Source organism: Cronobacter condimenti 1330 (genome assembly GCF_001277255.1).
Classification (GTDB): Bacteria; Pseudomonadota; Gammaproteobacteria; order Enterobacterales; family Enterobacteriaceae; genus Cronobacter; species Cronobacter condimenti.
In genome coordinates this window covers 2,268,079-2,281,287 of sequence record NZ_CP012264.1, presented here as the reverse complement: position 1 = coordinate 2,281,287, position 13,209 = coordinate 2,268,079, and the positions used below count along the sequence as shown (strand labels likewise).

At 57.5% G+C, this 13,209-nt stretch carries 11 protein-coding genes; 5 read left to right on the top strand and 6 right to left on the bottom strand.

Features of this window, described 5'->3' with window-relative positions; translation table 11 throughout:
- Positions 1–9: 9 nt before the first annotated feature.
- Positions 10–1,002, bottom strand: coding sequence for a LacI family DNA-binding transcriptional regulator (locus AFK62_RS10390; RefSeq protein WP_007675507.1), 993 nt, complete (start codon positions 1,000–1,002; stop codon positions 10–12).
- A 163-nt stretch (positions 1,003–1,165) separates the two neighbouring features.
- Between AFK62_RS10390 and AFK62_RS10385 the strand changes: the two genes are divergently transcribed.
- The 3 genes from AFK62_RS10385 to tyrR all read left to right on the top strand — a co-directional run bounded on the left by AFK62_RS10385 (position 1,166) and on the right by tyrR (position 5,329).
- On the top strand, positions 1,166–2,566 hold the full coding sequence (locus AFK62_RS10385; RefSeq protein ID WP_007675505.1) for a YcjX family GTP-binding protein: 1,401 nt from the start codon (positions 1,166–1,168) through the stop codon (positions 2,564–2,566).
- Positions 2,563–3,618: a YcjF family protein gene (locus AFK62_RS10380; RefSeq protein ID WP_007675502.1), complete on the top strand. Its 1,056-nt coding sequence runs from the start codon at positions 2,563–2,565 to the stop codon at positions 3,616–3,618. Before AFK62_RS10385 ends, AFK62_RS10380 begins: the two co-directional genes overlap by 4 nt.
- A 148-nt stretch (positions 3,619–3,766) precedes the next feature.
- Positions 3,767–5,329: a transcriptional regulator TyrR gene (tyrR, locus tag AFK62_RS10375; protein WP_053531893.1), complete on the top strand. Its 1,563-nt coding sequence runs from the start codon at positions 3,767–3,769 to the stop codon at positions 5,327–5,329.
- Positions 5,330–5,380: 51 nt separating this feature from the next.
- On the opposite strand, the gene tpx is transcribed toward tyrR, so the two are convergent.
- The gene (gene tpx, locus AFK62_RS10370) at positions 5,381–5,887 is read right to left on the bottom strand and encodes a thiol peroxidase (protein ID WP_007675493.1); all 507 of its coding nucleotides are present in this window, start codon (positions 5,885–5,887) and stop codon (positions 5,381–5,383) included.
- A gap of 136 nt (positions 5,888–6,023) precedes the next feature.
- On the opposite strand from tpx, the gene ycjG reads away from it, so the two are divergent.
- On the top strand, positions 6,024–7,022 hold the full coding sequence (gene ycjG / locus AFK62_RS10365; RefSeq protein WP_032984547.1) for an L-Ala-D/L-Glu epimerase: 999 nt from the start codon (positions 6,024–6,026) through the stop codon (positions 7,020–7,022).
- Here ycjG and mpaA read toward each other — a convergent pair.
- The gene (gene mpaA / locus AFK62_RS10360; protein ID WP_007675491.1) at positions 7,004–7,726 is read right to left on the bottom strand and encodes a murein tripeptide amidase MpaA; all 723 of its coding nucleotides are present in this window, start codon (positions 7,724–7,726) and stop codon (positions 7,004–7,006) included. The genes ycjG and mpaA overlap by 19 nt on opposite strands.
- Before the next feature lie 247 nt (positions 7,727–7,973).
- On the opposite strand from mpaA, the gene AFK62_RS10355 reads away from it, so the two are divergent.
- Positions 7,974–9,590: a peptide ABC transporter substrate-binding protein gene (locus tag AFK62_RS10355; RefSeq protein ID WP_007675490.1), complete on the top strand. Its 1,617-nt coding sequence runs from the start codon at positions 7,974–7,976 to the stop codon at positions 9,588–9,590.
- A 49-nt stretch (positions 9,591–9,639) separates the two neighbouring features.
- Here the strand turns inward: AFK62_RS10355 and AFK62_RS10350 are convergent, their stop codons facing one another.
- The 3 genes from AFK62_RS10350 to AFK62_RS10345 form a co-directional block, all read right to left on the bottom strand.
- Positions 9,640–10,083 (bottom strand): lysozyme inhibitor LprI family protein, encoded by a 444-nt coding sequence (locus AFK62_RS10350; RefSeq protein ID WP_032984550.1) that lies wholly within the window; start codon positions 10,081–10,083, stop codon positions 9,640–9,642.
- 117 nt (positions 10,084–10,200) lie between these two features.
- Complete coding sequence (iraM, locus tag AFK62_RS21160) at positions 10,201–10,536, bottom strand: anti-adapter protein IraM (RefSeq protein ID WP_007675487.1); 336 nt, start codon at positions 10,534–10,536, stop codon at positions 10,201–10,203.
- Positions 10,537–10,986: 450 nt separating this feature from the next.
- On the bottom strand, positions 10,987–13,143 hold the full coding sequence (locus AFK62_RS10345) for a TonB-dependent siderophore receptor (protein ID WP_007675485.1): 2,157 nt from the start codon (positions 13,141–13,143) through the stop codon (positions 10,987–10,989).
- Between the last annotated feature and the right edge of the window lie 66 nt (positions 13,144–13,209).

Genomic DNA, 13,209 nt, shown 5'->3' with positions numbered 1-13,209 from the left:
GCTTATTTTTTAAATCATCCTGGTGGGAATATGCGTTCTGGCGGGCACGCTTTCTCCGGCGATACGGGCAAACAGCAGCGCGCTGCTGACATCGCCTAATTGCCGGGTGGGAATATCAATACCGCCGGGCGGCGGGGTGAGCAGAAATGACAGCGTTTCATTACTGTAGCCGACCACCATTAACGCATCCGGGATGATAATGCCGCGCTCGGCGGCTGCGCGGTAGAGGCTCATCAGCTTCAGGCTGTCGGTCGCGAATACCGCATCCGGCGGTTCGGGCATGGCTAACAGCTGGCGTGCGGCTTCCAGCGCGCTTTCCTGGGTATAACCACCATCAACAACAAGCGCAGGATCGTCAACGCGCTGATGCGCCGCAAGGCTCGCGCGAAACCCGGCAAGACGGTCAACTGACACATGATAGTCCAGCGGGGCGTGCAGGCAGGCGATGCGCTGACAGCCTTTTGCAATCAGGGTATCGGTTAACGCGATGCTGTCGTGGTAATTATCAGTATCTACCGAACAAATATGCTGATACTCGCCCGCGACGTTACCGATCACCACCACGGGAATACCGCACGCATCAAGACGCGCGTAAAACGTTTCATCCCTCGGTGAACTCAGCATAATAATGCCTTTGATCATTTTCTGGCGAATACGCGTCAGGCATTTCTGCAGGTCATCTTCGCTATTACGTGATGTCTGAAGAATAACGTCAAAGCCAGTCTCTTCCGCCCGCGCCATAATCGCGTGCAGCACTTCGGAAAAATAGGGATTACCGGCCGTCGTTTTTGTGGAACGGGTGGAAATGACCATGATGGCGTCAAAGCCGGAAGAGGTCAGGGCGCGCGCCAGTTTATTAGGCTGATACTGCAATTCTTCAATGGCTTTTAATACCCGCTCTCGCGCCGCGTCGGAAATATTAGTCTGATTATTCAGGACGCGCGACACGGTCGATTTCGACACTTTCGCCACGCGGGCAATATCGTAAATGGTCGGGGACATTCGACCGTGCTCCATCACATCGATTTGAAAATTATCTTACTGAAGCCCCGGCAGGCTGTCCATGCAGCCCGTTTTTGTAAATCGACGTTAGCGGCGCTTGAATCGCCGGGATCGGGCCTTACCTGTTACTATCAGAGGAAATAACGCATCGGGGCGAAGGGATATGATCAAACAACTTCAAAGTGAAATGCAGGCGCTGATGAATCGCAGCGTAGATAGGCATCTGCGCCTGGCCGTAACGGGTCTGAGCCGCAGCGGGAAAACCGCGTTTATCACCGCCCTAGTGAATCAACTGTTATCGGTGAATACCGGCGCGCGGTTACCGCTCTTTACGCCGGTGCGTGAGGAGCGCCTGCTTGGCGTTCGTCGCGTGCCGCAGCAGGATATGGGCGTGCCGCGCTTTACCTATGACGAAGGCCTGGCGCAGCTTTACGGCACGCCACCCGCCTGGCCGACGCCGACGCGTGGCGTCAGCGAAATTCGTCTCGCGCTACGCTACCGGTCTCGGGATTCGCTACTGCGCCACTTCAGGGATACTTCCACTCTCTATCTCGACATTGTTGATTACCCCGGCGAATGGCTGCTCGATTTACCGATGCTGGCGCAGGATTACCTGAGCTGGTCTCGTCAGATGACCGGCCTGTTACAGGGCGACAGGGCCAGATGGGCGCAGCGCTGGCGCAGCCTTTGCGAAGGGCTCGATCCGCTCGCGCCGGGGGATGAAAATCGCCTGGCGGAGATAGCCGAAGCCTGGACGGATTACCTGCTGCAATGCAAACGTGAAGGACTGCATTTTATTCAGCCGGGACGTTTTGTGCTGCCAGGCGATCTGGCGGGCGCGCCGGTACTCCAGTTCTTCCCGTGGCCAGGTGTGGATGAGACAGGCGAGACGAAACTCGCGCAGGCGGCCAAAACCACCAATATCGGCATGCTGCGCGAGCGTTATCATTATTATTGCGAAAAGGTCGTGAAAGGGTTCTATCGCGATCATTTTCTGCGTTTTGATCGTCAGATCGTGCTGGTGGATTGTCTGCAGCCTCTGAACAGTGGGCCTCAGGCGTTCAACGATATGCGCCTTGCGCTCACCCAACTGATGCAAAGTTTCCATTACGGGCAGCGTACGCTGTTTCGACGACTCTTCTCGCCGGTCATCGACAAGCTACTGTTCGCTGCCACTAAAGCAGATCACGTCACGCACGATCAGCATGCGAATCTGGTCTCATTGCTCTCACAACTGGTACAGGAAGCGTGGCAAAACGCGGCCTTTGAAGGCATCGAAATGGATTGCATGGGCATCGCGTCGATACAGGCGACCGAAAGCGGCATGGTAGAAAGCCATGGTGAGCAGGTGCCTGCGCTGCGCGGGCATCGCTTAAGCGACGGCGCGCCGTTGACAATCTACCCGGGCGATGTGCCCGCTCGTCTGCCCGGCAGCGCGTTCTGGCAGCAGCAGGGCTTTCAGTTCGAGGCGTTTCGCCCGCGCGTGATGGATGTTGACCGGCCCTTGCCGCATATCCGCCTGGACGCGGTGCTGGAGTTTTTAACAGGAGACAAACTGCGATGAGCGAGATTAAACCGCGACGCGAATTTGACGAGCCGCTGCGCCCGGAACAGGGGCCGACACTGCGCGCCACCCAGGCGTTTGATGAGGCGCAGGCGCAACAGTTTATTCCGGTAGCGGAAGAAGACATGGCGGCCGCCGATGCGCCGGAACAGGTGGTGGAAAACGCCCTTAGACCCCGGCGCAGCCTGTGGCGGCGCATGGTGACGGCGGGGCTTGGGCTGTTTGGCGTAAGCGTCGTGGCGCAGGGCGCACAGTGGGCGATGAACGCCTGGCGCACGCAGGACTGGATAGCGCTCGGCGGCTGTGTCGCGGGTGGGCTGATTGTCGCGGCAGGCGTCGGCGCACTGGCAAGCGAGTGGCGGCGGCTTTACCGGCTGCGTGAGCGCGCCGTAGAACGTGACGAGGCGCGCGAGCTTCTGGCAAGCCACGGTAATGGCAAGGCGCGCGCGTTTTGTGAAAAGCTCGCCCAGCAGGCGGGGCTGACCCAGAGCCATCCGGCGCTGGCGCGCTGGCATGCCGCCATCCATGAAACCCACAGCGATCGCGAAGTGGTGACGCTGTACGCGCAGATTGTTCAGCCGGTGCTGGATGTCCAGGCGCGCAGCGCCATCAGCCGCTCGGCGGCGGAATCGACGCTGATGATTGCCGTCAGCCCGCTGGCACTGGTGGATATGGCGTTTATCGCCTGGCGCAACCTGCGGCTGGTCAACCGTATCGCTGCGATATATGGCATTGAGCTTGGGTACTACAGCCGCATTCGCCTGTTTCGCCTGGTGTTGCTGAATATGGCCTTCGCAGGCGCGAGCGAGATGGTGCGTGAAGTCGGCCTTGACTGGATGTCACAGGATCTTGCCGCGCGCGTCTCGGCGCGGGTGGCGCAGGGGCTTGGCGCGGGGCTACTCACCGCGCGCCTTGGCGTGAAGGCGATGGAACTCTGTCGGCCGCTTCCCTGGACCCAGGATGACAAGCCGCGCCTCGGCGATTTCCGCCGCCAGTTGCTCACGGAAGTGAAAGCGACGCTGCAAAAGCAGAAGCGCGAGCGCGACGACTAAGCCCAAGGGCGTCATGCCTGCTCAGGTTTACAGCATGACGCCGCTTTTTACCGCAGTCTGTCAATTTTTGTTGACAGAGCACTCCCCCGGCTGCGGCATCTGAAGTATTATCTCGCCATTCGTTGGCTCAATGCGTGAAGGTGCTGCCATGCGTCTTGAAGTGTTTTGTGAAGACCGCCTCGGTCTGACCCGTGAATTACTCGATCTCCTGGTGCTGCGCAGTATCGATTTGCGCGGTATTGAAATCGACCCGATCGGGCGAATCTATCTCAATTTTTCCACGCTGGAATTTAATGCCTTCAGCAGCCTGATGGCGGAAATCCGCCGTATTCCCGGCGTCACCGACGTGCGCACCGTGCCGTGGATGCCCTCAGAGCGTGAGCATCGTTCGCTGAGTGCGCTGTTAGAAGCGCTGCCGGAGCCGGTGTTCTCAGTCGATATGAAAAGCAAAATCGAGCTTGCCAACCCCGCCAGCTGCGCGCTGTTTGGCCAGAGCGAAGCACGGTTGCGTAACCATACCGCCGGCAGCCTGATTAATGGCGTTAATTTCCAGCGCTGGCTAGAGAGTAGCCCGGCGGACTCCCACACCGAACATGTGGTGATCAACGGCCAGGATTTCCTGCTGGAGATTACGCCTGTGCATCTGGAAGAAGAGAGCGGCGGGAGCGTGCTGACCGGCGCGGTGGTAATGCTGCGCTCCACCGTGCGCATGGGGCGGCAGTTGCAAAACCTCACAAGCCAGGATCTGCATGCGTTCAGCCATATTATCGCTGTCAGCCCGCGCATGAAGCAGGTGGTAGATCAGGCGCGTAAACTCGCGATGCTGAACGCCCCGCTGCTCATCACCGGTGACACCGGCACCGGCAAAGATCTGCTGGCTCACGCATGTCATCTGGCGAGCCCGCGCGCGGATAAACCGTATCTGGCGCTCAACTGTGCATCTATTCCTGAAGATGTGGTGGAAAGCGAGCTGTTCGGTCATGCGCCTGGCGCCTACGCCAATGCACACGAAGGGAAAAAAGGCTTTTTTGAGCAGGCTAACGGCGGTTCAGTGTTGCTTGATGAAATCGGTGAAATGTCACCGAGGATGCAGGCCAAACTGCTGCGTTTTCTCAACGACGGCACGTTCCGCCGGGTGGGTGAAGAGCATGAGGTGCATGTTGATGTGCGCGTAATCTGTGCAACGCAGAAAAACCTCGTGGAACTGGTGCAAAAAGGCGCGTTTCGTGAGGATCTCTATTATCGTCTGAACGTGCTGACGCTGAACCTGCCGCCGCTGCGCGACCGTCCGCAGGACATCATGCCGCTCACCGAAATGTTCGTGGCGCGCTTTGCCGATGAACAGGGCGTACCGCGCCCGAAACTGGCAAGCGATCTCGGCAGCGTATTGACACGCTACGGCTGGCCGGGCAACGTGCGTCAACTGAAAAATGCGATTTATCGCGCGCTGACACAGCTTGAAGGTTATGAACTGCGCCCGCAGGATATCCTGTTGCCGGATTTCGACGCCGCCGCGCTGCCGGTCGGCGAAGAGGCGATGGAAGGCTCGCTTGACGACATTACCCGCCGCTTCGAGCGCTCGGTGCTGACCCAGCTTTACCGCAGTTATCCGAGTACCCGAAAACTTGCCAAACGTCTCGGTGTCTCGCATACGGCCATCGCGAACAAACTGCGCGAATACGGCTTAAGCCAGCGCAAGGGCGAAGAATAACGCACCCACAAAAAAGCCTCCGCATGCGGAGGCTTTTTTTTAAACTGAAGCTTACGCTTTCAGCGCGTTCAGCGCCGCGTCGTAGTTCGGCTCGTGGGTGATTTCATTCACCAGCTCGCTGAATACCACTTCATCATTCTCATTGACCACCAGCACCGCGCGCGCGGTCAGGCCTTTCAGCGCGCCTTCTTCAATGCCAACGCCGTAAGACGCGGCAAATTCAGGGTTACGCAGCGTGGAGAGGGTAATGACGTTGCTCAGGCCTTCCGCGCCGCAGAAGCGGGACTGTGCGAATGGCAGGTCAGCAGAGATGCACAGCACCACGGTATTTTCCATACCGGTTGCCAGCTGGTTGAATTTGCGCACGGACGCGGCGCAAACGCCGGTGTCGATGCTCGGGAAAATGTTCAGCACTTTACGCTTACCGGCAAACTGGCTCAGTGAGACGTCAGACAGATCTTTTGCCACCAGGCTGAACGGCGCCGCTTTGCTGCCAGCCTGCGGGATCTGACCTACCACGGAAACCGGATTGCCCTGGAAATAGACGATTTGTGACATAGTTATCTTCCTGTTTACATATAGTTAACGTCGCCGCTAGTGTATGTGATCCCGTCAGCGATGAATATAAAAAACTGTCCCGGCAGGCTAACTTTCCAGCCGCTATACTGAGGCAAAGCCCGTTGCGAGGAAAATAATGAGAAGCGTAAACGTGTATCAGGAAGCCTGGCCGCTTCATTCGCCGTTTGTGATTGCCCGCGGCAGCCGCAGTGAAGCGGTGGTGGTCGTGGTGGAGCTGGAAGAAGAGGGCGTGCGTGCGTACGGCGAATGTACGCCGTATCCGCGCTACGGTGAAAGTGTCGCGTCAGTGCTGGCGCAAATAATGACGGTAGTCCCGCAGCTTGAAGCCGGGCTCGACAGGGCTGGCCTCCAGCGCCTGTTGCCCGCCGGCGCGGCGCGAAATGCCATTGACTGCGCCCTCTGGGATCTGGAAGCCAAGCGCGCCGGACAGACGCTGGCGGCGCATTTATCTGTCACTCTGCCGGATAAGCACGCTACTGCCCAGACGGTGATTATCGGCGCGCCGGAGCAGATGGCGGTTAATGCCGCGCTGCTGTGGGATAAGGGTGCGCGGCTTTTGAAAATCAAACTCGACGATACCTTCATTACCGAGCGCATGGTTGCTATTCGTGAAGCGGTGCCGGAGGCGACGCTGATTGTCGATGCCAACGAATCCTGGCATGCGGAGGGGCTGGCGGCGCGTTGCCAGCTGCTCGCGGATCTTGGTGTCCACATGCTGGAGCAGCCGCTGCCCGCCTCGGACGACCGCGCGCTGGAAAATTTCATTCATCCCTTGCCCATCTGCGCCGATGAGAGCTGCCACACGCGCGGCAGCCTGAAGACCCTCGCCGGACGCTATGAGATGATCAACATTAAGCTCGATAAAACCGGTGGCCTGACCGAAGCGCTGGCGCTGGCACGCCAGGAGACGGAGGAGGGGTTTACGCTGATGCTCGGCTGTATGCTCTGCACCTCACGCGCAATCAGTGCCGCACTGCCGCTGATCCCGCAGGCGCGCTTCACCGATCTCGACGGGCCAACCTGGCTTGCGGCGGATGTCGAACCCGCCTTACGCTTCACGCCAGGTCAGCTTTATCTTCATCCCGACGCCGGGCCTCAGGCGTTATCGTCGTAATGCAACAGCGCGGTCATCGCCGCCAGATAACGCTCAGTGGCGTCGTCGGCGGAGATGGCCGGAAACTCGGCGGTAATGCAGGTCAGCCCCAGATCCGCACACCAGCTGCCGAAGGACCCTGGCGTTTCATAGCCAACGCTTGTGACATGCGGCAGACCAAACGCGCCGGCAAGCCACTGGCCAAGCGGTGTTTGCCGAGGATCGTCGATACAGCCGAGCGGATCGTGAAACGACACGACCCAGGCCGGTTTCAGCTGATGAATTAACTGACACAGCGCCGCGGTTTCCGGCTCTGAACCCGGTTTTTCGCCGGTCGATAGCGTGACATCGCGCGCTTCAGCGGCGCTGTTCCAGCGATAAACGGTTTCACCAGGCTGCCAGTTCGCAGCCGGAAAATTGCGGTTGAGATCGACCCCACGAGCGTTGGCGCGCAGGCCAAGCTGGCAGCCGTCGGGGTTTACCGCAAGCACGACATGATGCCGCCGGTGCGCGGGCGCAAGGGTGCGCAGCGCGCAGGAGAGCGTCACCAGCGCCGCGTTCTCATCGCCATGCGTGCCCGCGATAATAAGCCCTGGCGCGCGTTGCGCCTCAGGGGCCGGAAACCAAAGCAGCGGCGCGCCAAGCACCGATTCGCCGTAACGTCTGGCGTCGTCAGATAAGGGGCCGCGCTGGGCACGGGGTCGAAGCGTGGTCTGGGTGGTCATAAGGGGCCGCCATCAAAGGGAGATAACAGGAGTGTTGACGACAACCCGCCGAAATTCAACAGCCTGACGGCAAATGCTCGTGGGCATCTGATGCGGGCGGCATGGCATTAACACGTTGATCTGGCGCGGGGTTAGTACGCAAAATCTGGGCCAGCGGTTTGCAATTTATATTCATCCAACAAATAATTCCCCGACAGCGCGCCCGGAGAGAGCGGTTCGGCGCGGGACTAAAGAGAACGAGGACCTCATGAAAATTCCTGTAAGTTTCACCCTGAGCGCATTATGCGTCGCGACCGCGCTGACCACGGCTTTTGCCGCCGACGTGCCGCCTGGCACTGTACTTGCCGAACACCAGACGCTTGTGCGTCATCTCAAAGACGAACCCGCGTCGCTGGATCCGGCAAAAGCGGTCGGGCTGCCGGAAATCCAGGTGCTGCGCGATCTTTTTGAAGGGCTGGTAAACCAGAACGAGAAAGGCGAACTGGTGCCAGGAGTCGCAACGCAGTGGCAGAGCAGTGATAACCGCATCTGGACCTTTAAACTGCGCGACAACGCGCAGTGGTCTGACGGCACGCCGGTGACCGCGCAGGATTTTGTCTACAGCTGGCAGCGCATGGTGGATCCTAAGATGACGTCGCCTTTCGCCTGGATTTTCTCGCTGGCGGGCATGACGCACGCGCAGGCTATTATCGATGGCAAGCAGTCGCCGACAACGCTTGGCGTCAGCGCTGTAGATGCGCATACCCTCAAAGTAACGCTGGATAAACCGCTGCCGTGGTTCCCGGCTCTTGCGGCCAATGTGGCGCTCTACCCGGTGAAAAAAAATAACGTAGAGCAGGGCGGTGACTGGACGCGGCCGGGTAATCTCGTTGGCAACGGCGCGTTCGTTCTTAAAGATCGCGTGGTCAATGAAAAGCTGGTGCTGGTTCCCAACAGCCACTACTGGGACCACGCGAAAACGGTCCTGACGCAGGTGACTTTTTTACCGGTCAATCAGGAGTCTGCGGCGACCAAACGCTATCTGGCGAACGATATCGACATCACCGAATCTTTCCCTAAAAACCTCTATCAGAAGCTGAAAAAAGAGATCCCGGACCAGGTCTTTACGCCACCGCAGCTCGGCACCTATTACTATGCGTTTAATACGCAGAAAGGGCCGACAGCGGACGCCCGCGTGCGTCTTGCCCTCAGCATGACCATTGACCGCCGCCTGATGGCGGAAAAGGTGCTTGGCACCGGTGAGAAGCCAGCCTGGCGCTTTACCCCGGATGTGACAGCCGGCTTCACGCCCGCACCGTCTGAATGGGAGGAGATGAGCCAGCAAGAGCTGAACGCGCAGGCCAAAACGCTGTTGCAGGCGGCCGGTTATGGCCCGTCGCGCCCGCTGGATCTGACGCTGCTCTACAATACGTCCGAAAACCATCAGAAAATCGCTATTGCCGTGGCGTCGATGTGGAAGAAAAACCTCGGGGTGGAGGTGAAGCTGAAAAACCAGGAATGGAAGACTTATATCGACAGCCGCAATACGGGGAATTTCGATGTGATCCGCGCCTCGTGGGTTGGCGACTATAATGAGCCGTCAACATTCCTGTCGCTACTGTCTTCTACCCATAGCGGCAATATCGCCCGTTTCAATAACCCGGATTACGACAAAATTTTGCAACAGGCCGCGCAGGAAACCTCCGCCACCGCGCGTAATGCCGATTACAACAGCGCCGAGCGCATTATTGCCTCGCAAGCGCCTATTGCCCCCATATACCAGTACACCAATGGCCGGTTAATTAAGCCGTGGCTGAAGGGTTATCCCATTAATAACCCTGAAGACGTAGCTTACAGCCGCACCATGTATATTCTTAAGCATTAACGTAGACGGCGTCAGCGTTGCACTGACGCCGAACTCGTTCAAATCTTCGTTATTTCTGTTCTGCCAGTGGATGAATCAGCGCCAGCTCTTCGGTGCGGCGCTGGTTCATCTTCATGACGCAGCTTAACGCGTGGGCGCTAAGCCAGGGCGTCCCGGCGGCTGATGCGCTCGCGGCAGTACAGAAGGCGTCCCGGGCCTCGGTCCACTGCTGCTGGCTGATTTTCAACGCCTCCACCATCTGCGTGCGGCGGGCCTCGTCACCTTGTGGCCAGCGGGTGTAGTCAAAATTTTGCAGCTCAGTTATTTTGGCATCAAACGCCTGTCGGAGCTGGTTGTCTGACGCTAGCCCTGCGGCTTCAAGGCAGTCACTGCTGTTTTCACCGGCCTGTTTGATACAGGCATCAGCGGCCGCACTGTGGGTGATTTCCTCTGCCTGTACGCAAACGGCGCTTAATGCCAGCGCAAGCAGAGCGGTATTCAAAAGGGTTTTCACCGGCATGAATTCCTGTTTGTTGAAAGGAATAAGACATTACCACGTCGCTAAGACAACGTATCGAATCAGGATTTTCCCATGCGACAGCGGGAAATACTATGTGAAACGCCTTATGGGTTAATGCAATTGAAACGGGCAAAACAGCAGCTTACAGGCGTGCCGGTAAGCGCAGCGATGCACCTGTTGTTGTTGATTGCCGGGACAGTGGGTATTACAACGTAAAAGGGTTTGCCAGAAGTCGGCGTTATAGGAAAGGGTGCGGTAGAGCGTTAACGTCACGGATTGGTCATTCACGGTTATTGCTTCACCTGCGATGGAGACATTATCGCCAGTAGATAAATAAAATGTCGCTTTATACCAGAGGATCCGTTTGATGGATTGTCGCGAGGCAATTAACGTAAATACAGAATTGGTGTCGGTGCTTACTACAGAATCAACAACCCGCCAGGTCATTCTACCCTCCATCATGGTTTCACGTAATACAGTGGCGTGCGCATCGGCTCAATGATGCGAATGCGTTAATTGTAACGTTATTAAAGTAAAGTTTTTGCGGGAAACAAGCAGCAGTGAAGAGAAGGGTAAAGAAGCATAATATATGCTTAACAGTCACTGTTGGTTTTATCGGCGAAATTATTTTGGCTGCAACTATAAATCCCTGTTTAAATTTTCTTTCTAATAATTACGTCGCTGCAATTATACAAAGATAATGGTTCAAGTTTGTCATATCTTAACGAAATAACGAATTTGTAGGCTTGCTGCATATAATTTGGCCAGCCCGCAGGACGACACCGTCAAATCGTGCCGCTTGTGATAGTGAAAAAAATTTAACTTAAAAAAAGCAACCGTTTGCTCAGTAAAACATCGACCGGGCGGACCCGGTCGGTGTTCTGTTGCAAAACGCCATCACCACGCGTAACTGACCGTTGCGGTGAGGGTGCGGCCCACGCCATAGAAACAGGCAGTATCAGACGCGCAAGCAGAGACATATTTTTTATCCGCCAGGTTGTTGACGTTAACCTGCAGCGCTGCGCTTTTGAGCTGGCCGTTAAGCGCGCCCAGGTCGTAACGCAGCATGGCGTCATACAGATCGACTGACGGCACTTTAAACGTGTTTTGCGCATCGCCATAGCTGGTGCCAATGTATCGCACACCCGCCCCTGCGGTCAGACCTTTTAACGGCCCGCCGGGTAAGGTATAGCTCGCGAAGGCGGAAGCCATATGCGCAGGAATGCGCGCGGGCGTTTTACCTTCGGTGCCTGCCACAGTAGTGCTGACATTTTCGGCATCGGTGTAGGTATAAGAAGCAATCAGATTCAGGTTGTCGTAGAGCGTGGCATGAAGCTCCATCTCCACACCTTTCGATTCCACTTCACCGGCGTTTTCAAAATAGCCCAGCGTGCTGTTGTACGTCGCCACGTTAGTCTGCTTCAGATCATAGAGCGCCAGTGACATCAACACGCTTTCGGTCGGCTGATATTTCAGACCCACTTCGGTCTGTTTACCTTCCATCGGTTTGAACGGCGCGGTGCCGTCGGCGCGGTTGGTTTGCAGGTTCGGTTCAAATGAGGTGCTGTAGCTGATATAGGGCGAGAGACCAAAATCAAACGCGTAGAGCAGGCCGGTACGCCAGGTGAATTTGTTATCATTCTGCTGAGTCACGGTGTCCTCCAGCAGATCGGTCGTGCGCACCTCTGAGACATCATACCGCCCCGAGAGCAGCAGCTCCCAGCGGTTCCAGCTCAGCTGGTCCTGCAAATACAGCCCCATCTGGTCCAGATCCTGTTGCTCGTTGGTGACGGGCGTGAGCGCGCTGTCCGAAATCGCGAGCCCGTAAACCGGGCGCGTCCAGTCCATGTCGTAGCGTGCGCCGCTGTCGCGCGCGAGGCGCTGATGATCGCGGTTTTGTTTATAGTCAAAACCGGTCAGGAGCGTATGGCTGACATCCGCTGTTTCGAAACGCGCCTCCAGCTGGTTATCCAGCCCGAACTCCTGGGTATCGCGCTGTTCATGCTGCGGGCGTCGCTGCAGGAGGGTCGACGCCGGGCCGCTGTTGGCGTAAACCAGATAACGGTACTCCTGCGTGATATGGCTGTAGCGAGCGTTCTGTCGCAGGGTCACCGCGTCGTTAAGCTGATGCTCAAGCTCATAACCGACGGAGGTTTGCTCACGGCGCGACGTATTGTAAGCAGGGTCGCTGACGTTGAAATCGCGCGCGATGGTGCGCCCGTCAGCGGTAGCTTTCACCGTACCGTATGCGGGCAGGAAGTTGCGATAACCCGCATCGGGGTCTTTCTGGTAGCTGGTCAAAAGCGTAAAACGTGTCTGATCGTTAGCATACCAGGTGAGGGCGGGGGCAATCGCCACACGTGACTCTTTATAATCTTCCACCTCATTATGCTGCGCGCGACCCAGTCCATTAAGGCGCCACAGCACGTGGCCTTCGTCATCCAGCGCGCCGCCCACATCGAACGCGCCTTCCGCCAGCCGATGGTTGCCGGTGCGCAGTTGTACCTGTTGCGTGGCATCCAGGGACGGACGTTTGCTGGTCATGCTAATCAGCCCGCCGGGGTTGACCTGGCCAAACAGCACGGACGCCGGGCCGCGAACCAGTTCGACGCGCTCAAGCAGCCACGGGTCAACCACACCGGTCTGCGAGCCGGCGGTGGCTCCAAAACTCAGCCCGTCGAGAAACTTCGGCACGTAGCTGAAACCACGCACAAACACTTCATCGTTGCGGTTAGAGCCGCCGCGATATTCCGTGAAGGCACCCGCGCTGTAGCGCAGCGCCTGCGATACCGAGGTGACGTCAAGCGCGGACATCTGATCGCGCGTCACCACCGAAACGGACTGCGGCGTACGCACAAGATCCGCGCTGGTTTTCGTCGCCGAGAGCGTTTTTGTGGCGACCAGGCCTTTAAGCGGCGCATGCGGATCTTCTGCCACGCCGTTGGTGACGACCATCGTCTCTTCACCCGGTTTGGCCGCAAGCGCACCCGAGACGCCCGCTGCAGCAAGACTGAGAATACCCAACTTAATTATCTTCTTATTTTTAAAGACCATTTCTTTCTTTTTCCTTGTCTTCATCATCAACCTGCGTCGCCCCGTCAACCGGCACGACGCGTAAAT

Excerpts from the sequence above, each read along its gene's own strand:
- AFK62_RS10390 (WP_007675507.1), bottom strand. The coding sequence starts at position 1,002 with ATGTCCCCGACCATTTACGATATTGCCCGCGTGGCGAAAGTGTCGAAA.
- AFK62_RS10385 (WP_007675505.1), top strand. The coding sequence starts at position 1,166 with ATGATCAAACAACTTCAAAGTGAAATGCAGGCGCTGATGAATCGCAGC.
- AFK62_RS10380 (WP_007675502.1), top strand. The coding sequence starts at position 2,563 with ATGAGCGAGATTAAACCGCGACGCGAATTTGACGAGCCGCTGCGCCCG.
- tyrR (WP_053531893.1), top strand. The coding sequence starts at position 3,767 with ATGCGTCTTGAAGTGTTTTGTGAAGACCGCCTCGGTCTGACCCGTGAA.
- tpx (WP_007675493.1), bottom strand. The coding sequence starts at position 5,887 with ATGTCACAAATCGTCTATTTCCAGGGCAATCCGGTTTCCGTGGTAGGT.
- ycjG (WP_032984547.1), top strand. The coding sequence starts at position 6,024 with ATGAGAAGCGTAAACGTGTATCAGGAAGCCTGGCCGCTTCATTCGCCG.
- mpaA (WP_007675491.1), bottom strand. The coding sequence starts at position 7,726 with ATGACCACCCAGACCACGCTTCGACCCCGTGCCCAGCGCGGCCCCTTA.
- AFK62_RS10355 (WP_007675490.1), top strand. The coding sequence starts at position 7,974 with ATGAAAATTCCTGTAAGTTTCACCCTGAGCGCATTATGCGTCGCGACC.
- iraM (WP_007675487.1), bottom strand. The coding sequence starts at position 10,536 with ATGACCTGGCGGGTTGTTGATTCTGTAGTAAGCACCGACACCAATTCT.
- AFK62_RS10345 (WP_007675485.1), bottom strand. The coding sequence starts at position 13,143 with ATGGTCTTTAAAAATAAGAAGATAATTAAGTTGGGTATTCTCAGTCTT.